At 59.7% G+C, this 24,476-nt stretch carries 25 protein-coding genes; 7 read left to right on the top strand and 18 right to left on the bottom strand.

What is annotated here, in order from left to right:
• The first annotated feature begins 100 nt into the window (after window positions 1-100).
• A complete protein-coding gene (sorT, locus tag AC13E3_RS15305; protein ID WP_053113083.1) occupies window positions 101-1,327 on the top strand; it encodes a SorT family sulfite dehydrogenase catalytic subunit in 1,227 nt (408 codons plus the stop codon).
• 58 nt (window positions 1,328-1,385) lie between these two features.
• Complete coding sequence (sorU, locus tag AC13E3_RS15300; RefSeq protein ID WP_053113084.1) at window positions 1,386-1,706, top strand: SorU family sulfite dehydrogenase c-type cytochrome subunit; 321 nt, start codon at window positions 1,386-1,388, stop codon at window positions 1,704-1,706.
• A 32-nt stretch (window positions 1,707-1,738) separates the two neighbouring features.
• Here sorU and msrB read toward each other — a convergent pair whose 3' ends face one another.
• From msrB to chrA, 3 genes are all read right to left on the bottom strand, one after another.
• Window positions 1,739-2,164 (bottom strand): peptide-methionine (R)-S-oxide reductase MsrB, encoded by a 426-nt coding sequence (gene msrB, locus AC13E3_RS15295; protein ID WP_008171070.1) that lies wholly within the window; start codon window positions 2,162-2,164, stop codon window positions 1,739-1,741.
• An 11-nt stretch (window positions 2,165-2,175) separates the two neighbouring features.
• On the bottom strand, window positions 2,176-2,829 hold the full coding sequence (gene msrA, locus AC13E3_RS15290) for a peptide-methionine (S)-S-oxide reductase MsrA (RefSeq protein ID WP_092030602.1): 654 nt from the start codon (window positions 2,827-2,829) through the stop codon (window positions 2,176-2,178).
• A 112-nt stretch (window positions 2,830-2,941) separates the two neighbouring features.
• Window positions 2,942-4,123 carry a chromate efflux transporter gene (gene chrA, locus AC13E3_RS15285; RefSeq protein ID WP_053113086.1) on the bottom strand — a complete coding sequence of 394 codons (1,182 nt, stop codon included), beginning with the start codon at window positions 4,121-4,123 and terminating at the stop codon, window positions 2,942-2,944.
• 165 nt (window positions 4,124-4,288) lie between these two features.
• Between chrA and AC13E3_RS15280 the strand changes: the two genes are divergently transcribed.
• The gene (locus AC13E3_RS15280) at window positions 4,289-5,263 is read left to right on the top strand and encodes a metallophosphoesterase (protein ID WP_008171065.1); all 975 of its coding nucleotides are present in this window, start codon (window positions 4,289-4,291) and stop codon (window positions 5,261-5,263) included.
• Here AC13E3_RS15280 and AC13E3_RS15275 read toward each other — a convergent pair.
• The 3 genes from AC13E3_RS15275 to AC13E3_RS15265 form a co-directional block, all read right to left on the bottom strand.
• The gene (locus tag AC13E3_RS15275; protein ID WP_008171063.1) at window positions 5,260-5,742 is read right to left on the bottom strand and encodes a CDP-archaeol synthase; all 483 of its coding nucleotides are present in this window, start codon (window positions 5,740-5,742) and stop codon (window positions 5,260-5,262) included. The two genes, AC13E3_RS15280 and AC13E3_RS15275, sit on opposite strands and share 4 nt — an antisense overlap.
• 27 nt (window positions 5,743-5,769) lie before the next feature.
• Window positions 5,770-7,146, bottom strand: coding sequence for a class II fumarate hydratase (locus tag AC13E3_RS15270; RefSeq protein ID WP_014578343.1), 1,377 nt, complete (start codon window positions 7,144-7,146; stop codon window positions 5,770-5,772).
• Between the two features lie 67 nt (window positions 7,147-7,213).
• Window positions 7,214-7,498: a hypothetical protein gene (locus AC13E3_RS15265; RefSeq protein WP_008171059.1), complete on the bottom strand. Its 285-nt coding sequence runs from the start codon at window positions 7,496-7,498 to the stop codon at window positions 7,214-7,216.
• Window positions 7,499-7,690: 192 nt separating this feature from the next.
• Between AC13E3_RS15265 and AC13E3_RS15260 the strand changes: the two genes are divergently transcribed.
• From AC13E3_RS15260 to AC13E3_RS15250, 3 genes are read left to right on the top strand one after another with little or no spacing between them, the layout of a single operon-like run.
• The gene (locus tag AC13E3_RS15260; protein WP_008171058.1) at window positions 7,691-9,169 is read left to right on the top strand and encodes a response regulator; all 1,479 of its coding nucleotides are present in this window, start codon (window positions 7,691-7,693) and stop codon (window positions 9,167-9,169) included.
• A complete protein-coding gene (locus AC13E3_RS15255; RefSeq protein WP_039881850.1) occupies window positions 9,169-9,810 on the top strand; it encodes a helix-turn-helix transcriptional regulator in 642 nt (213 codons plus the stop codon). Before AC13E3_RS15260 ends, AC13E3_RS15255 begins: the two co-directional genes overlap by 1 nt.
• Window positions 9,807-11,177, top strand: coding sequence for a sensor histidine kinase (locus AC13E3_RS15250; protein WP_008171053.1), 1,371 nt, complete (start codon window positions 9,807-9,809; stop codon window positions 11,175-11,177). The genes AC13E3_RS15255 and AC13E3_RS15250 overlap by 4 nt, the downstream gene beginning before the upstream one ends.
• On the opposite strand, the gene AC13E3_RS15245 is transcribed toward AC13E3_RS15250, so the two are convergent.
• The 12 genes from AC13E3_RS15245 to pqqA form a co-directional block, all read right to left on the bottom strand.
• A complete protein-coding gene (locus AC13E3_RS15245; protein WP_008171052.1) occupies window positions 11,149-12,273 on the bottom strand; it encodes an OprO/OprP family phosphate-selective porin in 1,125 nt (374 codons plus the stop codon). The two genes, AC13E3_RS15250 and AC13E3_RS15245, sit on opposite strands and share 29 nt — an antisense overlap.
• Complete coding sequence (locus AC13E3_RS15240; protein ID WP_008171050.1) at window positions 12,263-12,847, bottom strand: DUF4956 domain-containing protein; 585 nt, start codon at window positions 12,845-12,847, stop codon at window positions 12,263-12,265. The genes AC13E3_RS15245 and AC13E3_RS15240 overlap by 11 nt, the downstream gene beginning before the upstream one ends.
• A complete protein-coding gene (locus AC13E3_RS15235; protein WP_008171048.1) occupies window positions 12,831-13,589 on the bottom strand; it encodes a polyphosphate polymerase domain-containing protein in 759 nt (252 codons plus the stop codon). The genes AC13E3_RS15240 and AC13E3_RS15235 overlap by 17 nt, the downstream gene beginning before the upstream one ends.
• Window positions 13,586-15,376, bottom strand: coding sequence for a CotH kinase family protein (locus AC13E3_RS15230; protein ID WP_008171046.1), 1,791 nt, complete (start codon window positions 15,374-15,376; stop codon window positions 13,586-13,588). The genes AC13E3_RS15235 and AC13E3_RS15230 overlap by 4 nt, the downstream gene beginning before the upstream one ends.
• 116 nt (window positions 15,377-15,492) lie before the next feature.
• Window positions 15,493-17,259: a PAS domain-containing hybrid sensor histidine kinase/response regulator gene (locus AC13E3_RS15225; protein ID WP_008171045.1), complete on the bottom strand. Its 1,767-nt coding sequence runs from the start codon at window positions 17,257-17,259 to the stop codon at window positions 15,493-15,495.
• The gene (ercA, locus tag AC13E3_RS15220; protein WP_008171044.1) at window positions 17,243-18,406 is read right to left on the bottom strand and encodes an alcohol dehydrogenase-like regulatory protein ErcA; all 1,164 of its coding nucleotides are present in this window, start codon (window positions 18,404-18,406) and stop codon (window positions 17,243-17,245) included. Before ercA ends, AC13E3_RS15225 begins: the two co-directional genes overlap by 17 nt.
• Window positions 18,407-18,450: 44 nt before the next feature.
• On the bottom strand, window positions 18,451-20,373 hold the full coding sequence (locus AC13E3_RS15215; RefSeq protein WP_008171043.1) for a S9 family peptidase: 1,923 nt from the start codon (window positions 20,371-20,373) through the stop codon (window positions 18,451-18,453).
• Window positions 20,339-21,475, bottom strand: coding sequence for a pyrroloquinoline quinone biosynthesis protein PqqE (gene pqqE, locus AC13E3_RS15210; RefSeq protein ID WP_008171042.1), 1,137 nt, complete (start codon window positions 21,473-21,475; stop codon window positions 20,339-20,341). Before pqqE ends, AC13E3_RS15215 begins: the two co-directional genes overlap by 35 nt.
• Window positions 21,472-21,747: a pyrroloquinoline quinone biosynthesis peptide chaperone PqqD gene (gene pqqD, locus AC13E3_RS15205; RefSeq protein ID WP_008171040.1), complete on the bottom strand. Its 276-nt coding sequence runs from the start codon at window positions 21,745-21,747 to the stop codon at window positions 21,472-21,474. The genes pqqE and pqqD overlap by 4 nt, the downstream gene beginning before the upstream one ends.
• Complete coding sequence (gene pqqC / locus AC13E3_RS15200) at window positions 21,747-22,502, bottom strand: pyrroloquinoline-quinone synthase PqqC (protein WP_008171038.1); 756 nt, start codon at window positions 22,500-22,502, stop codon at window positions 21,747-21,749. Before pqqC ends, pqqD begins: the two co-directional genes overlap by 1 nt.
• The gene (gene pqqB / locus AC13E3_RS15195; RefSeq protein WP_008171036.1) at window positions 22,499-23,428 is read right to left on the bottom strand and encodes a pyrroloquinoline quinone biosynthesis protein PqqB; all 930 of its coding nucleotides are present in this window, start codon (window positions 23,426-23,428) and stop codon (window positions 22,499-22,501) included. Before pqqB ends, pqqC begins: the two co-directional genes overlap by 4 nt.
• Window positions 23,429-23,481: 53 nt before the next feature.
• Entirely contained in the window at window positions 23,482-23,553 is a 72-nt protein-coding gene (pqqA, locus tag AC13E3_RS15190) for a pyrroloquinoline quinone precursor peptide PqqA (protein WP_007153157.1), read from the bottom strand.
• Between the two features lie 277 nt (window positions 23,554-23,830).
• Here pqqA and acuR point away from each other — a divergent pair, with 277 nt between their 5' ends.
• Window positions 23,831-24,472, top strand: coding sequence for an acrylate utilization transcriptional regulator AcuR (gene acuR / locus AC13E3_RS15185; protein WP_008171034.1), 642 nt, complete (start codon window positions 23,831-23,833; stop codon window positions 24,470-24,472).
• The last annotated feature ends 4 nt before the right edge of the window (window positions 24,473-24,476 follow it).

Raw genomic sequence — 24,476 nt, 5'->3', positions numbered from 1 at the left:
TTAATTTTTGACCATTACCTATAAGGTATAAGGATATAACCGCGAAGAATTGAAAAAGCAGTCCCACCGTCCGACGACAACCCTAAGAAGGAGACGGATAATGAAGCAGGAATCAGCGCTGATGCGAGGCCCGAATGACCCGGGCCTTCAGAACCCCTCCCGCCGCACCCTGCTACTTGGCAGTGCCGGCGCCATGGCCGCGGTAAGCGTGCTGGGATTTACGCCCCTTGCCAAAGCCGATGAACCAAAATCACTCCCGGATTACGCCGCCTGGAAAGAACGCAACGCCCTGATTGTTCACAGTGCAAACACGATGGAAACCCAACGGGGGGCCATCGGCAATGGCGTTATTACCTCAAGTGACCGCTTGTTCGTTCGTAATAACCTGCCCGCGCCACCAGCCTCGGTAACCGATAACCCCGATGTCTGGGAGGTGCGGATCGAGGGCGTGAAAAATCCCCGAACCCTGACGGTCGGCGACCTGAAACAGATGGGGGTTACCACCGTTGCCTCCGTATTACAATGTTCCGGTAACGGTCGCGCCTTCTTCCCCCATGGCGCGAGTGGTACCCAATGGTCTGTTGGCGCTGCGGGCTGCATCATGTGGACCGGTGTACCGCTGAAAGATGTTGTGGAGGCTCTTGGCGGCCCTGTTGACGGTACACGGTACATCACCAGCACCGGCGGCGAGACACTTCCCGACGGCCTGGACCCGAAAACGATTATCGTGGAACGTTCCGTTCCCACCCGTGCCATGGAAACCGCATTGCTGGCCTGGGAAATGAATGACGAGCCTCTGACCCACACGCACGGTGGCCCGCTAAGAATGGTTGTGCCGGGTTACTACGGCGTGAACAACGTGAAGTACGTCAAGAACCTTGCCTTCACCGAAAACCAGACGGACGCCAAGATCCAGGCTTCAGGCTACCGGGTTCGTGATGTCGGCGTGAAAGGCGCCCCGGATCAGCCTTCCATGTGGGAAATGAACGTCAAATCCTGGGTAACATCGCCTCTGGAAAGCGGTCAGAACGGTCGCAATATGATTTATGGCGTCGCTTTCGGTGGCACTGTTCCGCTCGAAAAAGTCGACGTTTCAGTGGATGGTGGTAAAACCTGGAAACAGGCTCGTTTCCTGGGACCGGACCTTGGCCCCTATGCCTGGAGGCCGTTTGTCCTGGCAGCGGATCTCGCGGCCGGAGAGCACCGTATTGTCAGCCGGGCGACCGACGTGCAGGGCAACACCCAGCCTGAGGGTCGGACCGAGAATGAACGTGGCTACGGTCACAATGGCTGGAGCGACCACGGAGTCACGGTTGCCATCAGTTGATCATTGGCGGAGCCGACCCGGGAGTAAGGCGGCTCCGACCTATCCGGAAAGCAATGATATGAGAAAAACTGCAGTACTGGGCGCCATAGCTCTGATCGGACTGTCGCCCCTGACGATGGCCAGCGACTTTGACAAGGGGAAACAGGTATTCACTCAGGAGGCTCAACCTTCCTGCACCATATGCCACACCCTGGCGGACGCCGGTTCGGCTGGTGCCATCGGCCCGGATCTCGATGAACTCAAACCCACGATGGAACAGGTGGTCAATGCCGTAACCAGCGGGGTGGGTGTCATGCCGGCGTTCAACGAGTCGCTGTCTGAGGAACAGATAAATGCGGTGGCCCACTACGTGGCGACTGTGACAGGCGGCAATAAATAGAATCGGGGGCCCTGCGGCCCCCTTTTTTCGTCTCAGGCGTTTTCCTGAAACACCATGGCAACCGAGTTCAGGCAGTAGCGCTGCCCGGTTGGCGGCGGGCCGTCAGGAAAGACATGGCCGAGATGGCTGTCGCAACGGGGACAGCGGATTTCGGTGCGGGTCATGCCAAGACTTGTGTCCTCAATGTATCGGATATGCTCCGGATCAAAGGGCTGGAAGAAACTCGGCCAGCCGGTTCCCGAGTCAAACTTCGAGTCCGAGCTGAACAAAGGCAGATCGCAAAGCCGGCAGTGGTAAACACCGGCTTTTTTGTTATCCAGCAAGGTTCCGCAAAACGGATGCTCGGTGCCATGGTCGAGCAGCACGCGCCGCTCTTCCGATGTCAGATCCGCAGCTTTCTCCTCAACCTGTGCTTCGTTTAGTGGTGTCAGGTCATAACCTGCAGCGGAAACTCCCATAGTCTGCCTCCTCAGGCGGTGCTGCCTGCGTCGTTGTCTGTAAATTCCGGCTTCAGGCGATCAGGATAGCTGTCTACAAGCTTTTCCATTTTCGGGGCGGCCACGGCCATGATGTATGGCTGGTAGGGATTCCGGGCAGCAAAATTCTGGTGGTACTCTTCTGCCGGGTAAAATGCCTCCAGCGGCTCCAGCGTGGTCACTATCGGATCCGGGTACACTTCGGCCTGATTGAGCTGGTGGATGTAGGCCTCGGCTACCCGCCGCTGTTCGGCAGTCTCGTAGAACACAGCCGAGCGGTACTGGGTGCCCCGGTCGTTGCCCTGGCGGTTCAACTGGGTGGGATCGTGAGCAACCGAGAAGAACACCTTTAGCAGTTCGCCAAAACTGACCCTGGCAGGATCATAGTGAACATCCACCACTTCTGCGTGGCCGGTAGTACCTGAGCATACGGCCTCATAATTGGCAGAGCTGGCGTGACCGCCAGCGTAACCGGACTCAACCCTGGTTACGCCATCGATGGCCAGGAAAACGGCTTCCACACACCAGAAACAGCCGCCAGCCAGCACGACACGCTGTTCGCCCTCGGCCGCAGGCAGGTCCTGTTCAGGATCGGGAAAACGGCTACGTGGTACGTTGAGACCCGGGATACTGCAGGATGTCGTCATGGTAACCTCTGCGTTCGAATTATCTGCCTTTAACCGCTCGATTGTGGCTGGAAACCTGCCGATTTGCCAACCCATGTGCCGGCTCAGGAAGAAGGGATTATATGTACGTTGATCAGGACAGCAGGATCACTCCAGCCAGCGCACTCAGCGGCGCCAGTACCCAGACCGGAACCCGCCAGACAGCGAGACAGACCCAAATGGCGAGCACGAGTGCCAGATCATGCGCACCATGGACGGCGGAGACCCAGACCGGATCGTAGAGAGCCGCCAGCAACAACCCCACCACGCCTGCATTCACGCCGGCCAGCGCTGACCGGGCGCGACGATGCTCCCGAAGCCAGCTCCATAGGGGAAGACCGGCGAATACAAGCAGGGTTCCCGGGAGGAACACAGCCAGTACCGCAATCACACCACCGAGAACACCGGCCTGTGAACCACCCAGAAATCCTGAAAAGGAAAACAGCGGTCCCGGCATAGCCTGGGCAACGCCATACCCCGCCAGGAAAGTGTCCGCCGGCATGGCACCGGAGGCCACGAAGCCCTCCTGCAGCCAGGGCAGCACTACATGTCCGCCGCCAAACACCAGGGCACCGGCCCGGTACATTTCAGCGCCTATCCAGCCAAGACTGCCGGTGGCCTGAGGCAGAAAGGAAACCAACAACAGAATCAAAAAGGCCCCCGCAAAAAGCGCAGGTTTCCGGGATTGCAGTGGCACATGCAGCGGCTCAGATGCCTCTCCGCTCCCCAACCCCAGAAAGGAACCCACAGCCCCGGCAATGACCAACGCCAGTATCTGCATCCAGGTTTCGCCCATCATCAGAAGGCTCACCGCTACCAGCAACGCCATGGCGATTCGGGGACGGTCCGGGCACAGGGTTGTTCCCATCTGCCAGACCGCCTTGGCCACCACCGCCACCACAAACAACTTGAGACCCTGTACCCAGCCGCCACTGCTGGCCTCTGGCCAGGCGTTCAACCCCAACGCAAGACCAATCATGATCACCGCCGATGGCAGGGTGAACCCCAGCCACGCTGCGAGTCCGCCGCGGTAATGGCCGCGCAGGAACCCGATGGTTAGACCGACCTGGCTGGAAGCCGGTCCCGGCAGCAACTGGCAGAGGGCCACAACTTCTGCGTAGGCACTGTCTGAGAGCCACCGCCGACGTTTGACAAATTCATCGTGAAAGAATCCGAGATGCGCTGCCGGACCACCAAACGACGTCAGCCCCAGCCGAAGGAACAGCAGGAAAATCTGGCTGAACGACAGCCTGTCATCACTCGATGGTTCCGTCATAAATCTCCTGAGTCTGTTGCTCCGCCGGTTTCACCGCCAGTGTGTCATCAAACATGAACATTGTGTCGTTTTGGTTGCATACCTTCGAGGGCCATCCATAATGACAGACAGGGTTTGCCACTTAGCACATCGGCCATGCCCGGCTCGGCATATAAGGGAAGAAAAATGACGGCAAGGGCTCGTACACCGGAGAACCAGGATGAACTCCTGGAATACCGCCTGAGCCTGAGGCTCGGCCCTGTTCACGCCCGCCAGAGGCTCGGCATTGAACGGGAAGCTGAAGCGAAGGTATTCGGGCAGGATCACAGCTCATTCCATCTGGAAAACTGGGCCACCGCGCCCGGCTTTATCCGTACCTGTTTGCGCATGGTTGGCCTTTGGGGCCGGGGCCAGAGCAACAGCCGGCGTCTGAACACCGTGCACAATCATTTCCAGCTTCCCGGCCTGCCGGAAGCCTTCGAGGGCTTTCGCATTCTGCATCTGACCGACCTGCACGTAGACATGGACGAAGCCAACCTGCAGGCAGTCCTGCGCCAGATCGAACCGTTAGACTACGATCTGTGCGTGTTGACCGGCGACTACCGGAAACTCACGTGGGGCCCGATTGAGGGCGCCCTGGACGGCATGGCGCGGCTGAGGGACGGTATAAAAAGCAAGCCCTATGCGGTTCTGGGTAACCACGACAGCGTTCGCATGGTACCGGCATTGGAAGACATGGGTTACCAACTGCTGATGAACGAAATGGCGCCCATTGAACGGGGAGGCCAGACCCTGTACCTCGCGGGTGTGGACGACGCCCACTTCTTCAAGGTCCACAACCTGCACCAGGCGGGGGACAATATCCCTGCGGGAGGCACCAGCATCCTCCTCAGCCATACGCCGGAGATCTGGCGCGAGGCTGCCCACGCCGGCTACGACGTCTTTCTCTGCGGACACACACACGGCGGCCAGATCTGCCTGCCCGGAGGTATACCGGTGACTCTCGACTCTGACTGCCCGCGCACACTCGGTCGAGGTTACTGGCGGATGAATGGCATGCAGGGCTACACCTCACCGGGTTCCGGAACGTCCGTGGTAAACGTTCGCCTGAACTGCCCGCCGGAAGTAACCCTTCACACCCTGACTCGCGGCCCGGTTTAGTGGGGCTGCCGGCGTATACCGAGACGGTAGAGCAGCGGTGAGCCATAGATGTTGGACAGGGTAAAAACCACCACGACAACCAACACTACCCACAGGCTCACCGGCAGCCACCACATCGCCAGCAGCATGGGCAGGAGGGCTTCCGGGATCTGATCCAGCCCGACAGCCCGGGCACTTGATGCCAAACCCATTCGACGCTTCATGAAGCTGCTCAGAAGATCTCCTCCCAGCCCCAGCAGGCCGAACAGAAGCCCGAACACGAATCCCAGCCCGGTAAACAGCGCAAAAAGCCCGCAAGCCAGTGCACCGGATACAACACCCCGCCAGGTTTTGCTTTCACCAAATACGGGGCGACCATCGGACAGCAGTCGACCGCCGTCCACCGGGGCCGACCAGCGGTTTTTCAGCAGCCCGGCCGCAACCACCGGCGTGCCGTTGGCCAGCACCAGCATCACAAACAGCTCCAGGATGATCAGCAAGCGTTTGCGCCCCTCTGAAACGACCGATCAGGCGATACCGCCCCGGGTCAGCTTGAGCGGATCCATCAACTCCTCGAGCCGCTCCCGGCTCAGGCCGCTGCGTTCCTCCGCCACATCGATGACTGGCCGGCCCGTTTTATACGCTTCCTTGGCGATGTCTGCCGCCAGGCTGTAGCCGATCTCGGGATTAAGCGCTGTCACCAGTACGGGATTCTTGCCCACACCTGCGTTCAGGTTGTCGGCATTGACCGTGAAATCCTTGATCGCCTTGTCCGCCAGCATGATGGCCGCATTGGCGAGCAAATCGGTCATGTCCAGCAGGTTGCCGCCCACCAGAGGGAGCATGACGTTGAGCTGGAAATTACCGGACTGACCGGCAATGGCCACGGCGCTGTCCAGCCCCATCACCTGGGCGCCAACCATGGCCACGGACTCCGGGATGACCGGATTGACCTTGCCCGGCATGATACTGCTGCCCGGTTGCAATGCCGGAAGACTGATTTCAGCCAGGCCGTGAATAGGGCCGCTGTTCATCCAGCGTAGATCGTTGGCGATCTTGGTCAGCACGATGGCTGCACCGCGCAATTGTGCGGAGAGGGCCACCGGGGCATCCACCGCGCTCTGGCCGGTGAATTTGTGATCGAGCGACGTAAAGGGATAGCCGGTGTTGGCCCGCAGGAACTTGACGAACTGGCCCGGAAATTCCGGGAGCGCATTGATTCCGGTACCCACCGCGGTGCCGCCCTGGGGAACGGCCAACAGCTCATCAGCTGCGGCTTCTACCCGCTTTTCCACGGCCAGAAGCTGTTCGCGCCAGGTTTTCAACTCCTGGCCGAGGGTCACCGGCATGGCATCCATCAGGTGGGTGCGGCCGGTTTTTACCTGGCTGGAAAATGCCGCTTCCTGCTCGTAGATCACACCGCAAAGATGCGACAGCGCCGGCAGTAGCTTCTCCTTGGCTGCAATCACGGCACTCACGTGGATCGCCGTTGGAATCACGTCGTTGGAGCTCTGGCTCATGTTCACGTGATCGTTCGGGTGCACCTCGAAGCCTGCGTTGCGGGCGATACTGGCGATCACCTCGTTGACATTCATATTGGTGCTGGTGCCGGAGCCGGTCTGGTAGCGGTCTACCGGAAACTGATCTGCGTATTCGCCCTTGACCAGATCTTCGCAAGCCTGGGAGATCGCATCCCGCAGATCGTTGTCGAGCAGGCCCAGGCTGGTATTGGCCTCGGCGGCTGCGCGCTTGATCTGGGCAACGGCGGCAATAAACGGCTGAGGCATTGGCTGGCCACTGACCGGGAAGTTTTCCACCGCCCGCTGGGTTTGAGCGCCCCAGAGCGCATCAGCAGGTACCTGGACGTCCCCGAGGCTGTCGGTTTCCGTTCTGAATTCGCTCATATTCCCTCCTGTCCGTGCATTTGCACTGTGGGCTTCTTGGCGTGTACGCCAGGGGCCCGGCCATGGCTCAGCCGCCGCCCTGGGATCTGAGCCGGACATGGTCGCAGATGCCCGTAACCTGTTCAAAATTGAGGATCAGGGTATGAACGGTGTTGGTGTAGGTGTCGTGCAGGTGAAACTTGTAACGGTGCTGCTTTTCACCCTGCAGAAACGCATCGTACTCGCGGACCAGCTCACGCACATCCCCACCGGAATCCTTGCTCCAGGTCGCATTGAACGGACCCAGCACGGCACCGCCAGCCAGGCAGATGGTGACTTCGTGATTCGTCAGACCATTCTCAGGAACTGTCATGGTTATCTCCCTTTCGATGAGCCTCTGGTAAGTGTAGTCGCTCCTGACGCCAGGACAGTCCATAGTGCCAAGGCTGTCACAGAACCAGGTTTTCATTGCCGGCAAAGGCACTGCTGTAGGAAGTTCCTACACCGCTAAGCCACTGTTGTTGCTAATCTCTTCCCTACCCCATTAACAGGATACAGAGTAATCATGGCGACCAGCGGAGCGGCGGAGATCCTTCTCCGGTATGACGACGACCAGGACCGACAGCACTTCGAAACCTTGTTTGCCAGCGATTTCGTTATTCACGCGTTCGCCACTGACCAGGGGGCACTCGACTACCTGCCCTCGGCTGCCACCATACCCACCGCCATCGTTCTGCTTCCGAACCGCGCTGATGACTATCTTGAGTCGTCGCTACTGGCACGGGCCAGGGACCACCACCCCCGGATTCTGAAGATCCTCATAGGAGATGCCATTGCGCTGAACCTCCTCGTGAAACTGCTCGACCATCAGCTGGTCGATCGCTGCTTCGAACAGCCGGTCAATCCCGATGTTATCCGGTCGCACGTGCTCACAGCCGCGCTTACCCGCGAAGGACAAACCTTCTCTCCGGATACCAGCGAGGCCCACGAGGGCCCCAAACCGGCGATTCTGATCGTGGATGACGAACCGACTGCCACCCGTTATCTGTCGAGGCAGTTGGAGCGCATGCAGGACGAATTCCGCGTGCTGAGCGCCATCAGTGCAGAAGAGGCTCAGCTCGTGTTGCAGAAAGACAGCGATGTCGCGGTGGTGATGACAGACCAGAGAATGCCCGGGATGCATGGCAAAGAGCTGCTGGACGAACTACGCCAGTCGCACCCGACAATTGTCCGAATTCTCACGTCAGCCTGGGGCGAGGTTGATGTGGCCATGGATGCAGTTAACGAGGGCCGGATCTTCCGCTATCAGAAGAAGCCATGGAACGCAGCCGAATTGCTGTCGCTCTTCCGCAAGGCTCTTGTCCAACATCGCACCCTGGTCTCTGCAAGAGACCGTTCACGCTCAATTGCAGAACAACAGTTCGCGGAGCTTCGCCAGCAACGACGAGCCAGACTGCTTGAACATCTAAACGAGCGAGTGGACGGTTTTACCGGCGAACCGATCACCGCCGACTTTCTGGATGCCCTGGCAACCGTTCGCACACTTCCTGCCCAGCCACCCCATCTGCGCGCAAGCCGGGAAACCGCGCTTGAGCATGATCTTGTAAGAGACTTTGCCGGAATGGCGGGCAGGCAGCTCAGCACCCTTCAGCCAGGCCACGTGCACGGCATCCAGAACCGGCAAGCCTTTGACCAGGCTCTCGCGAACGCCTTGGAGAACCCGGCAGGCACGAGCGAAACACAAACACCGTTGATGGCCCTTTGCCAGGCACTGGCAACCCTGATGAAGGCCTCCGGGCTGGAGCGCTCTGCTCTGGAATTGACCCGGACCGAAAGCGGCCTCATGGTCGCCAGCGCCAGCCCACTTCACATGTACAGCCATCTGCTGGCGCCAATCACCCGCCTCTCCCGCCCCCTGCTGGAGCAGCAGAGCGCTCTTCTGATGCTCTTCGTAAGCACCCGACTGCTTGCTGGCGATATCGACGTGACCGGAGGCGACCAGTGTCTTCGATTGAGTCTCCATCTGCCGGCCAGGGCAGACTGATGGCGTCAGGTCAGCGCAGGCTCAGGTTGTACGTCACCATGGGGCAGCGACTGCTCCGTGACAGCCTGCTATTCCAGATCCTCTTGCACGATGAGGTCGAGCTGGTTGGCGAATCGGAGACCGGAGTGGCAACGCTCAATCGGCTAAAGAGGGCCACCCCTTCGGTACTGCTGATTGAGGAAAACCTGCAGGACAACGACGGGCTCACCATCGCCGAGCATGCATTGGCGGTGAATCCGTCATTGTCCGTGCTGCTGATATCGGACACGCCGGTCAGCAGCGGGCGGATGGCGATCTATCTGGAAGCAGGCATCAAGGCCGTGGTGTCCAAGGACCAGCCAGTGCAGGAGTTGATCAAGACGCTCTTCTACATTCGAAACGGGCAGGTTTATGTCGGTAACTGGCAGCAGGAACCAGCACCGGCCGCCATGCTCGCCTATCAGGCCTTGTCCGGACGGGAGCGGGAAGTGGCACAGCTGATGGCCAGCCGGCTGCCGGTACGCGATATTGCAGGCAGGCTTGGCGTTTCCTGCAAGACGGTGCATTCCTACAAGGACCGGATTTTCGTGAAATTGGGCTTCGAGCGCCTGCCCGAGCTCATTCTCTTTATGCAACGACACCAACACGGAGCCGCCGAGTGAAACTGCTTTCCGGGATGGATCAGATCCGCCAGCTGCCCGCCTACCGACAGCGACGCTTCGAACGCTTCTACCACACCCAGTATCGGTACCGGGTGCTGCCCCTGTTCGCCGACGTTTACCTGGTGATTGCCTTTATCGGTACCCTGCTGTTTCTCGGGGGCCTGGCCCTGAACCCGGATGCACCGGACGTATTCGGTATCTACCTCATCTACACCGCGATTCTGACCGGTCTGATCGCCGCTCACCGGTTCACGCGCCTGCGCCGGTCAGCGCCGATGATTGTCTACCTGGTGTTTTTCAACATGGCGGCGTTCAGCTACCTGGGATACATGACAACGGGCGCGTCGCTCGCTCCCATCGTGGGCTTGTTCTTTTTCATCAGCTCCGTGGGCATCATTACCCTGTCCCTGTTCCACACCAGCGTGATTATCCTGATCAACCTGACACTGCTGGTACTCGCCACGTTCGTGGCGGTCGACAGCACTCAGGTAAGCGACACCCTGATCGGCATTCTGACCAACTGGCTGATTCTGATGTGCCTGGTGGTCGCACCGCTATCGGCCTGGTTCCTGTCGCAGTTCCTGCGCAACCTGCTGGCGCTCCAATTCCTGCTCCGAGACCGGAATCGACAACTTTCCCGCACTTTGGAAACCCTGAAATCAACGGAAGAAAGACTGGCCCAGGAACAGAAACATCAGGCCCTTAGCCATATGGCTAAGGGGCTGCTCCACGAGATCATGAACCCGTTGAACTGCGCCAGCCAGGCCGTGGATTTTGCCAACTCGGTAAACCGGGATGTCGAGGTCGCAGACGCCCTGACCGACGCTAGCACCCACCAGAAACGCATTGCCGATATTGTGTCTGACCTGATCGAGTTTTCCCGCCCCGTCCCTGAACACAGCCTGGAAACGGCAGACCTCGGCAAACTGGTGACCACCGCCACCCGCTTCTGCCAGCATCAGCTACGAGGTGTCGAGCTTCAGACTGACATCCCGGAGGGAACGACCGTTCCCTGCTATCCATCTGCCCTGACCCAGGTGTTCGTTAACCTGCTGCTCAATGGCGTCTCTGCCGTGAGCAAAAACCGGCAGCCCGGCAAAATCGAGATAACGGCCGAAAGCGCTGACAGTGCCCATCGAATCGTAATTCGGGACAACGGCCAGGGCATCGCGCCAGACGATATGAAGCGGCTCACTGATCCGTTCTATTCCACCAGTGATACACCGGACAACCTGGGGCTGGGCCTCAGTATCTGTCAGACCATCATGCGCCATCACAAGGGCAACATGTCGATTACCAGCGAACCCGGCCAGTGGACGCAGGTGACCCTCACGCTGCCTAGAACCGCAGCACAGCACGCAGGGTAACAGCGTCTCCGTCCGGCACGGCCATCAGGGTATTGCCGCGAATATCCGGCATCAGGTAATTCAGGCGCAGCTGGAACAGCTCGCCCAGATACCAGGCAAGACCCAGCAGCGTCACACTCGCCTCGGCGCCCAGGTTCCGGTCTCTCAGGTCCACAGCACTGTGCCGTGCGACCAGTTCCAGGGCGCCCGCCCGGTGCCGGGGCTCTATCCAGTCAAACTCACCCCGGCTGTAATAGCGCCGATCATCGGTCAGGAACACACCGGCCTGGAGGTAGGCGCCACCGAACTGCCAGCGTGACCCGTCGGTTCGACGCACGCTCTGAGCCATGGCCTCCGCCACGAGGGTCAGACGATGATAAAGCCAGGCGGCCTCGAGACCTGCCAGCCAAGCATCACCAGCCTCGAATCGTGGGCTGCGGATGACATTATCGGCACTGAACACCTCTCCCTCATCCTTGATCTGAAAGCGGCTGTCGCCAAGATCACGATAAGAGGCCGCGGCGCCCAGATGTAGGGTCTGGTTTTCTGAACGAATGGGGGCACGGGTCAGTCTCGCGGTTATAGCGTGAGTGGAGCCACCATCGGGCTCATCGGTGAACAGACCCAGGGACCAGGTGCCGCGTTTGCGGTACTGCCCCGCCATAACACCGATGGAACGCCCCGGTGCGAACGCCGAGGTCACCAGCGAACGTTCGCTGGTGTTCAGGCTGGTGTAGCTGGCGAGGCGTTCCAGGCCAAAAGGCTCCTTGAAGCGCCCAATTTGAGCCTCGAAACGGCTCTCCCCGTCATACAGGAGATAGGCATCGCCCAGATCCAGCTCTTTCTTGTCGCCTTCAATCTTGTAGCTGCCATCCAGCTCTGCCTCCCAGCGCTTGCCCAAGGCCAGTTCCAGTTCAATTTTCGCATTTCTCAGGACGCCCCGGGCTGTGCTGCGCTCACCGTCTTCATCATAAAATGACCCGTAATGGTCAACACCGGCGGCGACGTAACCGCCCACTTCTGCCTCGACAGGGGAAGCCACAGCGAGCAGAGGCTGTAACATGAACGCCAGTGTCAGACCGATCACCATCCACGCCCATTTCAGCTCAGCGAGCATGATCGGCCTCCTGACGAAAGTGCATACGCAACATGGCGGTGTCCCTCAGATAGCTGACAGACACCACATCCACCCGAAACACATCCAGACCGGTGCGCTCTCGCAGGTCCGCAATGAGCAACTCCCGGCGGTCCCGGTGAACGTTCTCTATCTTTTCGTACTCCACCTCTCTCTCACTGTGTCGCGGCAAAAGCACACGGGTTTCGAGCACCAGCGCCAGAACAATGACCAGCAGGTTCAGAAACACCAGCTCCAGGTGGTGCATGTTGCCAACTGCTGCCAGCAGGGCCATGGCGATCACCAGAAACAGGTAGGTCATTTCCTTTATGCCCAGGGCCTCGGTTCGGTACCGGAGCATCGAGAAAACGGCGAACAGACCGAAGGCAAAGCCCATGGTGACGGTGACCGAATGAAGCAATGCGGTCACCAGGAAAACGCCGACACCAAACAGAATGAACGAGGCGGCATTCTCCCGGTGACGGGAAAACGCGTAGTAGCAGCGAATCAGCACAAACACGGAGGCGGTATTGATCAAAAGCCGGATCGCAAAATGGACATCAACTGCAGATTCCATGAAGTCTCCTTAACAGCGGTTTGAAGCGATTGGTTTTGCATTCGTGGCCGAACAACAGGCTTGTGCCGATGCAGTATTTGCTGAACTGCACGGGGCGGCAGCCGAGCTGACCAAGACGTTCCAGGAAAGGGGAATATGGGACCTTGCGATCGTACTTGACCTCGAAAACGGCAACATCAGGCAGGCACAGACCGCTGCGACGGTCGGCCGAGTGAAAACCCAGCCCTGTATCCACCGTAATACGCTCGGTCCCCCGTGCGCTCATGAAGGTCATCCGGCGGTAGCCGACAAAAAGAGCCGGCAGCATCCCTGCCACCGGTCGGCCCAATTGCTCTTCAAGGAAAGGGACCACCCGGCTGCTCGCAACGGTTTGCGATGTCAGCGGCAAACGGTTCTTGATGGTTCTCTCCCTGTTGTTCTTTTTCTTGACCTCCAGGAAGCTGTCCCCGGTTTCACGGTAGTGCCGGATACGGAGCTTGAACCGGTTCAACTTGCCGTTGTGGTGATCCAGGTAAAGCTGGCGTTCCGGTGTATCGAAATACAGGGTGTCGTAGGTAAACCGCCGGCGCCCGTCGATCTCCAGGATGGAGTAATGGTGCTCCAATCCACGCAGACAGGCATCCAGCAGGTATGCAGGCACCAAAAACTTGGTGTCGACCCGATTCATCAAACGGGCCTGCATCTGTTCGGCCAGACAATGCCCGCGGAATCCTTCCAGCGGGCTGGCGACAGCCATGTTCATCGAATCGCCGAATCGTATTCCAGGGTGGCGTTCAGGCTCAGTTCCACGTCGCCCTCACTGGCCCCGGATCCCACCCCGATGACAGTAATACTGCCCTCTGCGCCAAGGGCCAGGGTGCGCACATCCCCGGGCTGGCTTTCATCCACCTCAAACAACAGAGCGTTGGTGGCAAAGCCATGGAACTCGTGTGTGCCCGGCACGTAATCGGATGCCTCGATAAACAGTTGCAGCACATAGGGCGTGAAGTTGTCGTTGATATCCGCGCCAATCAGCAGGAGGCTGATCACCGCCGGCTTTGATTCGCGATCAACCGAGTAAACCAGGCTGTCCACCTCGAAGGCGGCAAAAGTCAGGCTCGCGTTCACCGCCCGACCTCCGGGCAGCGTGAAGCGGAAGGCACCTGTGTCGGCACCGTCCTCGGACTTGATGGTGCCGGTCAGGCTGGTTGTCGCCGGCACGCTGCAATCCGGTTGCGTGTCCGCAAGCCGGTACACTTCCCCGGAGGGCGTCTCCTCGGCGATGGCCTGTTCAATAACAGCTCGGCGGGCAGGCCGGAAATCGTCATCACCGGCCACGCCGCGGCCACCAATGAAGGCATTCAGGCTGGCAGTCGCCTCCGCGCTGGTGCCGGTGAGTTCACGTATCCGCTCCACTTCCGCCAGCAAATCGGCCTCATCCCACTGGGTGGCCAGCAGGTCTTCAAGCTCGGCCTCATAGCGCGCCCGGTACTCGGGAATGCTGAAAAGCCGGTCCGCCAGCGAGAAGTTGCGGTATAGCACCCCCGTGAGCGGCTTCAGGGGATGCGCCCCACGAAAGGCCGTATCAGCGCCCCAGGGAATAAAATGGAACAGGCCGTCTCCGGGATCCCGATAGATGTGGAAATTGTTGGCGTTGCCAGTGGCGGAATCCCAGGCGCCCAACAGGGTTTCCAGCGCCCAGAACCGGATAAATTCATCCACATCCACCAGCTGCGGCAATACATTCACCATCTGCTCATCGGGCAAGTCCAGAGCATCGGTAACGGCCTGCAGGTCAGTCCGGTCGTTTTCTTTTTCGTTGGTCTTTTTCTCGAAACGTTCGCTCAGCCAGGTACCGAAGTCCGCCGTTTGGGCTTCGTACTGGTTACCGTCGTCGTCCCCGAATACCCGTGCCAGAAAGGGCTTCTTGATAGGCTCGACATTGGTAAACACACCCAGATCCTCGCCATTAACAGACACTCTGGCGTAATTGCATTTCGGCGCCGCGAGCCCGGCCTGCCGAAACTGGTCATAGGCCATGCACTGGCGGGCATTGGAGGGGTCCTGGCGGTTATTGTTCAGGGTCATCCGGGTCATGTTCTGATAGGTGCGGCCAGGCCAGAGATCGTTAAAGTCCAGCTTGAGAGAGGGGATACTGGGGCTCAGGGAGCCCATGTAGCCCTTCTTGCGCACGATCACCCGGTCCATACGGTCACCGTCGATGGTGACGCTGGCCGTGAATTCCGTGTATTCGAACTCGGGCACACATTCCCGGTCGGTGCTGGCCAGGGTTCGGGCTTCCGATTTCAGTTTGCTGAAATCGGCGGAGCTCATGGAGACCGACACATCAATCAGCCGCTCGGGATCATAAAGCTCGGCATCGCCCCCTATGTTCACGGGCTCCGCCGGGGGGTCGAAATCCGAGGGGCTGGACACCTCCGTCTCGCCGCCCCCACCGCCGCAACCGGCCAATAGCCCGGCGCCGATCATTGCCAGCCACCAATGCCCAAATCCACTGCCGGCTTTCCGGCCAATCGTTGTTGTTTTCATCTGTTACTCCCTCAGATGTTTTGAAACCTGCCGGTATCGGAGACCGGTTGAGGGAGTATTTCGCGAAGGGCTTCAGAGTGTATGTAAGAAGGTCTTACAGGACGGGCGAGAAGGGGTCACGCCGAGGCAGAGGTCAGCAGGCTGGTCATCAGGGCCCTGAGCCGGTTGGGTTTCACCGGCTTGTTCAGTATTGGCAGGTACTGGGCGCGCAGTATCTTGCGGGTGTCATCGCTGCGATCTGCGGTAATGATGGCGGCGGGAATATCCCGACCAAGGTGGCGGCGAACCCCGTGAACTGCATCGTAACCGGTTCGCTCATTGTTCAGGTGATAGTCCGCAAGGATAAGGGCCGGTATCTGGCCGGTTTGCTCGAGAGCCTCCACGGCCTCTGCCTTGCTTGCGGCTGTGAGCACATCACAGCCCCAACGCTCCAGCAGCAACTGCATGCTCTCCAACACCGCCGGCTCGTTGTCGATCACCAGCACCGGCACACCATCAAAGCCATCGGCGAAATTCTGGAGCGAATCTGTACGGGCCATATCCGGTCTGGCCTGAGCGGGTTCAAGCGGCAGGGTCAGCACGAAGCGGGAGCCACGACCGGGCCGTGATGACACATCAATGTCGTACCCCAGCACCCGAACCATCCGTTCCACGATGGCCAGCCCCAGGCCCACACCCTGCCGGCCGCCGGTGCCCTGGGGCAACAGCTGGTGAAACTCGGTGAAAATGTCCCGCAGCTTGTCTTCCTCGATGCCAACACCGGTATCCCAGACTTCAATCCGCAGACGGTCGCCGCGGGATCTCAACGCCATGACAACACCGCCCTTGCGGGTGTACCGGAAGGCATTGCTGAGAAGATTTCGGAGGATACGGGTCAGCATGCGCTGATCTGTTCGCACCATCGCCGGAATGGTGCGTACCCGGAACCCGAGGCCGGCATTGCTGGCAACGGCCTCGAACTCCTCCCCGAGGGATCTGGCCAGGGCGGCCACATCGGTATAAACCAGATCAGGCTTCATTGCCTGCTGGTCGAGCTTGGAGATATCCAGCAGGTCCGCCAGCAGGTCTTCGGCGCCCTCCAGAGCCCGATGTACCTGGTGCACCATGCGGGTTTCCTGTTCCGGCAGCGTGCTGTCCTGGAGCGCGGATATCATCAGCCGGGCTGCATTCAGGGGCTGGAGCAGGTCATGGCTGGCCGCCGCGAGATATTTATCCTTGCTGCGGTTGGCCTCTTTGGCGGCTTCCATGGCAACAAAGAGCTCGCGCTCAACCTTCTCGCGCTCCTCAATCTGGTAGCGCAGGCCCACATTGGCATTCTGCAGTGCTTCGGTCCGCTCTTCCACGCGCCGCTCGAGGGTGGCGTTCAACTGCTCCAGTTTCTGCCGGGCCAACACTCGCTCGGTAATGTCGGCAACGAAGGCTTCCACCACTTCCGGTCCGAGGTCCGGGCGTCGCAGCAGGGTGACAGCAACGTGGACCGGCGTGCGATCAGCACGCTGGAAACGGGTTTCCCGGGCACTCAGACTGCCCTCGTCGAGAAGCTCCTGACGTATGGCATCGAATTCACTGGAACTGCAGAACAACTGTTCACGGAGCCGGATGACCTTTTCCGTGAGCGCCTCGGGGCTGTCATAACCGCAGATTCTCGCCATCGCCGGGTTGCAGGCCAGAAAGCCGCCCCGCAGGTTGGCCTGGAAGATACCGTGCAGCGCGTTCTCGAAAAGCCATTTGTAGCGGTTGCGTTCCTGCTCCAGCTCGTCAATGCGTTCCTGCAGAGCCGGGTAATAGTTCTTGCGGACGGACTGGCTGCCCAGCCCGAGAAGATCGCCAATTCCGTAGCTACTGTCCTGTTCGCCATCCTTGCTGTCAGAGGGCTTCTTCATAGACAACCTGGACATCCCGCAGCGACGACTTCCGGGGGTTGGTGAGAATGCACGGGTCCTGCAACGCAAAGCCGGACAGGTGGGGAATGTCGGACACCGAAACACCCAGCTGGGCGAGACGCGCCTCCAGCCCAACCCGACGCTTGAGCTCTACAATGCGGTTCATTAACCGTTTTTTGATTTCCGGCTTGGCCATTCCACGGGTATCGATATCCATGGCTTCGGCAACGCGGCGGAAACGATCTTCGGCAGACTGGAAGTTGTAAGCCACCACGTGCTCCAGCAGCAGCGCATTACACAGACCATGGGGCAAATCCAGGAAACCACCCAGGCTATGGGACATGGCGTGTACTGCCCCGAGAATGGCATTGGAGAAGGCCAGCCCCGCCTGCATGGAGGCCAGCATGATCTGCTCCCGGAGATAGGGATCTGCCGTGTTGTCCACCAGCGGCTCGAGATTCCGGTTGATTAACCGGATTGCCTCCAGGGCATGGGTATCGGTCAGCGGGCCGCTGCCAGTCGACACGTAAGCCTCAATGGCATGCACCAGGGCATCCACCCCGGTGCAGGCGGTGAGGTAGGCATCCATGGTCTCGGTAACTTCCGGATCGATCAGGGAAACATCCGGCACTACGGCCTTGCTGATGATCGAGAATTTGAACCGGCGGTTGGGGTCGGAAATGATCGCAAACTGGGACACATCCGCCGAGGTACCTGCCGTGGTGGGAATCAGTATCAGAGGCGGTGACGGGTTGGTGATGGTATCGACGCCCTCGAACTCCAGGATGCTGCGACCGTGAGTGGCCACGATACCGATGCCCTTGGCGCAGTCCATGGGGCTGCCGCCACCGATGGCGACAATGACATCACATTCACTGGATTTGTAGAGCTCGGCCCCGGTCATCACCTCATCCACCTTGGGGTTTGGTGAAACACCGGTATAAACGGTGGAGCGGATACCTGCATCGGTCAGCAGCGTCACGATCTCATCGACCCAACCGGCGGCAGCCACACCCGGATCGGACACCAGAAAGACATGCCGGGCACCGAAATTACTGGCGAAGTTGGCCACGGACTTCCGGGAGCCGGCACCAAATACGATTTCCGGTGAGACAAACTTTCGCAAGCTGGATATATCGTGACTCATCAGACTGCACTCGACCGTTTGTTGTTATAGGAATAGCCGAGAGTTTAACTCAAGTTCTCCGCCTGATCATTGGCCTTTTGGCTATGCTTTCGGTAGAAGCTGAACATCCATTCGAGCATACCTGCCTGGTTGGCCTGTCGCCGGAAACCATGCCCCTCGTCTTCAAACCAGTGCAGCTCCGGCGCCCTGCCCGCGGCTTTCATGGCCTCGGTCATTGCCCGGGTCTGCTCAGGCACCACAACCCGGTCCTGTCCGCCCTGGAAAAAGATCATGGGCGCGGTAATGCGTTCGGCGTGCAACAGGGGCGTTCTCTCCTGCCACCGCTCCGGGTATTTTTCTGGCGACCCCAGTAGCCAATCCAGATAACCGGATTCAAACCGATGGGTCATGGCCCGTAAACGCATGGGATCCGTTACGCCGAACATGCTCGCGCCAGCGGTGAAACGCCTGCTCCGGATCATCGCCATCAGGGCCGTGTAACCCCCGGAGCTGCGACCCTGGATAAACACCCGTCTCCCATCAGCCAGGCCGAAGGAGGCAAGGTGGTCTGCCGCCCGTTCCATATCCGCGACATCCACGTCACCCCACCGACCTTCCAGGGCCAGGCGGAACTCACGACCAAAGCCGGTGCTGCCTCGATAGTTGATTTCAGCGACGGCAAAGCCCCGCTGACACCAGTACTGAACCTGGGGATTGAACACCGGATAGGCCGCCGAAGTGGGTCCTCCGTGAGCAATCAGAATCAGTGGAGGGACATCTGGCGTGGCCAGCTTCGGAGTGTAGAAAAATCCGTGGATAGAAGCTTCACCCGGGTTCAGAGCCGGAATCTCGATATCCAGCGGCAGTGCCGCCCGCGGCTCTGGCATGGCCTCCTCGCCCCCGGCAATGGTGCGGGCCTGGCCGGTCTCGAGATCAATCTGGAGGACCGCGTCCAGGCGGGTGGCGGCTCGCCCGATGCAGTAAAGATGCTCGCCAGCCGACTGCAGACATCGGAAGTCGCCAAAGCCCCGGGCAACCCGGATTGCTTCACCCGTTTCGCCGGAGCTTAGCCAGAGCTCGCCGGTCCCATTGCAGTAACGAACCCGGGCCCAACTGCCACTGCCTGTCGGGCAGTGGTGGGATTCACCCAACTGCCAGGGCGCGTTGCCATGATCCCGGGCTGGCGATTCGGTGGCGTGCCAAGCGCCCTCGCCCGAAGTATCAATATGCCAGGGTTGCCACCAACCCCCGTGGTCTGACAAAACCCAGAGTTGGTTGCCATCGAACACCGGCTGCTGTACCGACGCCTCAGAAGGTGTGGGCCATTCCCGGCCTTGATCCAGCAATCCATCTTCAGAGCAATTTGCGGTCCACAGCCGTGAACGCAGCCAGGGCATATCCGGCAACTGCCAGCTGGTCCAGGCAACCTGACTGCCATCGGCCGAGACCGCCGGCGCGCTGTAAAAATCCAGGCCGGAATGAAGCACCGAACGCTCGCCCAGCATGGAGACGGCAACCAGCTGCTGCTTGCCCTCTGCTTCCCGTACCGCGAGCACCCGTCGACGGGACTGGTCAGCGACCAACCCACCATAGGCCGCTCCGGGGTCATCGGTCAGGTTGTGGCACTGGCCGTCGGGCAGACTGACAAACCGTATCTGTTGATCCTCGCCAACCACGAACACACCGCTGTCGGCAGCCGCCAGGGCGCCACCACCATAGCCATTTACCCGGCTGCGGATGCCAAGATCATCAGGTCCAAGGCGAACAGGCCCCTGATCGGAAAGGTGCCAGAGCGTATTGCAGCCGCGTGCCGGATCCGTCTCCAGCCAGAACACACCCGCCGGGGCCACCGCAAGTTCCCCACGCTGGACATGCGCCGAGCAGGCCTCGTAGGCACTCAGTACCGTTTTGTCGTGGTGATGGCCGACCAGTGCAGGCTTGATGGCGGAGTTGTTAACCCCGGAAGAAAAGCCGTGAATTATCCGCATTTCGATATACCAGTTCAGTCAGGCCGGCCGTGGCATGATCGGCAGCTTTCCTCGCTGCCAGTATTCGATCATGATACGACGATTTGCTGCATACTGGATCTGCGTTATCCGCTTTGCCCGTCAAAAGATAGGCCTGACAGCGACAGCCACCGAAGTCCTTCTCCTTCTCATCGCAGGAACGGCAAGGCTCGGGCATCCAGGTGTCGCCGCGGTAGTGGTTGAACCCCGGGCTGTCGTACCAGATGTTTTGCAGATCCATGTCTCGGACATTGGGAAAGTCGATGGGCAGCAAACGGGCGCTGTGGCACGGCAGTGCGGTGCCATCCGGGGCCACGGTCAGGAACAGATTACCCCAGCCGTTCATACAGGCTTTCGGGCGCTCTTCGTAATAGTCCGGTGTCACAAAGATCAGCTTCATGGCCGAACCGGATTGCTGCAGCCGTTCCCGGTACCGGTTCACTTCCTGCTCTGCCTTCACCAGCTGCGCTTTGGAAGGCATCAACCCTTCCCGGTTTTCGAAGGCCCAGCCGTAATACTGGCAGGTGGCCAGCTCGACGTAGTCCGCCCCCAGGCGCTCGCACAAATCCATGATGTCGTTCATCTGGTGGATGTTGTGGCGGTGGATCACGAAGTTGAGCACCATGGGATAGCCGGCTTCCTTCACCGCCCGGGCCAAGGCCAGCTTCTGGTCAAAGGCCTTTCGGGAGCCGGCCACGGCGTTGTTCAGTTCCGGATCGGACGCCTGAAAGCTCACCTGGATATGATCCAGCCCCGCCTCGGCAAAGGCATCCACCTTGGCCTCCGTCAGGCCCAGCCCTGAAGTAATCAGGTTGGTGTAATACCCCAGGTGCCGCGCCTCGGCGATCAGCTCCGCGAGGTCCTGGCGGACCAGGGGCTCGCCGCCGGAAAAACCCAGTTGCGCCGCCCCCATCGTGCGGCCCTGTCGAAGCACACTCACCCACTCCTCGGTGGTCAGCTCCTGTTGGGTTTGCGCAAAGTCCAGCGGATTGGAGCAATAGGGGCATTGCAGCGGGCAGCGATAGGTCAGCTCTGCCAGCAGCCACAGGGGCGGCCCGGCGTTGTGGGGGTTGGTCGTGCTCATGACAGTTCAATCCAGTGTTGGTGCCGGGCGTCCTGCAAAAATTCGCTGACGTCCTTGCCAAGCGGGCCGGCGTCGGGGAACTGCTGCTCCAGACTGGCGACGATGTCGGCCACGGTACGCTGGCCGTCCACTTGATTGAGAATGGCACCGGCACTGCCATTGAGCTTCACCATTCCTTCCGGATAAAGCAGCACATAACTCTCCTGGGCCGGCTCCCACTGGAACCGGAACCCTCGACGAAAACGCGGCACCTCATTCATACCCACCTCCATTACAGCCCCCGGTGCCAGACCTGTTCGTCGGTCACGGTATGGTACGGCGGGGTGCGATGGCCGTAGGCCATGGTCATGGCATCCAACATGGTCCAGAGGATGTCCAGCTTGAACTGAAGAATCTCCAGGGCCCGGGCCTGCTGTGCCTCTGTGGTGAAGTGGTCGAGGGTAATGGTCAGGCCATGTTCCACGTCTCTTCTGGCTTCGGACAGACGCTTGCGGAAGTAGCTGTAGCCGCTCTCTTCAATCCACGGATAGTGGGCGGGCCAGCTGTCCAGTCGGGACTGGTGGATTTCCGGGGCAAACAGCTCGGTCAGTGACGAACAGGCCGCCTCCTGCCAGGTCGCCCGGCGGGCGAAGTTCAGGTAGGCGTCCACGGCAAAGCGGACACCCGGCAAAACGTGGCGCTGGTCAATCACCTCTTCCCGGCTAAGGCCCACCGCCTCGGCCAGGGACAACCAGGCTTCGATGCCGCCGACATCGCCGTCGTGGCCATCGTGATCCAGAATCCGCTGCAGCCAGAGCCGGCGCACACCAGCGTCCGGGCAGTTGGCCATGATGGCGGAGTCTTTCTGGGGAATCTTGATCTGGTAGTAGTACCGGTTGGCCACCCAGCCGCGGATCTGTTCGGGCGTGCACTGCCCGCCGTACATGGCTTTATGGTACGGGTGGTGGATGTGGTAGTACTGGCCCTTGGCGCGCAGGGCCTGCTCGAAATCCGTCCGGTTCATGGCGGTGTTGGCTTTGGCGTTCATGGCTGCCCCGAAAGGTCGATGTGCATTCCATCCCAGGACACCTCGATGCCGTGGCGGGTCAGCTCCGCCCGCTCCGGGGAGTCCTCGTTCAGGATCGGGTTGGTGTTGTTGATGTGTATCAGGATCTTGCGCTGGGCCGGCATGGTGTCGAGCACCTCGATCATGCCACCCGGGCCGCTCTGGGCCAGATGACCCATGGCCTGGCCGGTCTTGGTGCCTACTTCCTGGCGGATCATCTCGTCGTCGTGCCAGACGGTCCCGTCCACCATCAGCACGTCGGCCTGGCGCATCCAGCCGAGAATACGGTCGTCCGGCTCGCCGAGGCCCGGGGCATAAAGGACTGTCTGACCGGTGCGGGTGTCTTTCAGGAACAGGCCAATGTTATCGCCCGGATGCGGGTTGTCCCGGCGCGGTGAATACGGGGGTGCGTTGCTCAGCAGCGGAATGGCGGTCAGCTCGATGGACGGTGCGCAGGGAATGGTAAAAGGCGTCTGCTCGGATGCCTCGATGCGCTGCCAGTTCAGGCCACCGTTCCAGTGCTTGAGCATGGTGAACAGCGGAAAACCACCGCTGAGGTCTTCATGCACCTGTTCGGTACACCAGACATCCATCGGAAGACCCTCGCGCAGGGACAGCAGGCCGGTGGTGTGGTCCACCTGGCTGTCCATCAGCACAATGGCATCAATGCCGGTATCCCTTAAAGCACGTGCCGGCTGCATCGCTTCGAAGGAAGCCAACTGGGCGCGAATGTCGGGGGACGCGTTAAACAGGATCCAGTGCTCGCCGTCTTCACTGATGGCAATGGAAGACTGGGTACGGGCCCGGGCGTTCAGGGTACCCTTCCGGAAGCCGTCGCAGTTGGCGCAGTTACAGTTCCACTGGGGAAAGCCACCGCCTGCAGCGGAGCCCAGAACGTGAATCAACATGGTGGGTCACTCCACAAGCAAAACGGCCAGCTCGAGGCTGGCCGCTTCAGCACTCAGCGATTGGCGAAGTACATGGTGACTTCGAAACCGATGCGGAGATCTTCGTAGGCTGGTTTGGTCCACATAATGCTCACCTCTATTGTCATGATTGTTAGCGCATTGAGGGTGAATCAACGACATTGCCGATAACCCAGTTCCCATCCTATCGGCCGGGGCAAGGGGCCAATATGGTACTTTGGAACTGTTTTTGGCCACCACAAAGTAGCATCGCTCCCACTTGGGAGAGCGAATCCCATTCCGCCCTGGCTGCACCCCATAGCAACTTCACTTGATTTTATTAGACGACCAGTCTAGTTTATTCTGATAATTAAATAGACGATCGGTCTAAATTGAGTCAAGACGATGAACCAGACAGCAGACATCAAGCGAAAACGGGGCCGCCCCCCGAAGACTGAAAATGCCGATTTCAGGGATACCCGGGAAACGCTCATCACCGTGGGCCTGTCAGTGCTGACGGAGAAGGGTTACTCCTCCACCGGCATCGACGAAATACTTCGCAAAGCCGGCGTACCGAAAGGCTCCTTCTACCACTACTTCGACAATAAAGAAGCCTTCGGCCGGATCCTGATCGAAGCCTACGGCCGCTATTTTGCGCGCAAATTTGATCGCTGGTTTGAAGATCGCGCCCTCACTCCCCTGCAGCGGCTCGAAGCGTTTGTTGAGGATGCCAAAACGGGCATGGCCAGGTTCGAGTATCGCCGCGGCTGCCTGATCGGCAATCTGGGACAGGAAATGACCGCCCTGCCCGAGGGTTTCCGTGTTCTGTTACAGGACGTTTTCACGGACTGGGAGTGCCGCACCGCTGGGGTATTGAGAGAGGCCCAGCAGGCCGGTGAGATTTCCAAGGATCTAAAGTGCGATCAGATGGCGCACTTCTTCTGGATTGGTTGGGAGGGCGCGGTGTTGCGCGCAAAGCTGGATCAATCCCCAGAACCACTGGATCGGTTCGCCCAGGGATTTTTGTCGCTACTTCGCGGCTCATGACCCG

The organism is Marinobacter sp. L-80, assembly GCF_056859395.1.
Note: the sequence above shows the minus strand (reverse complement) of the source record. Positions and strands in the feature narration are given on the sequence as shown.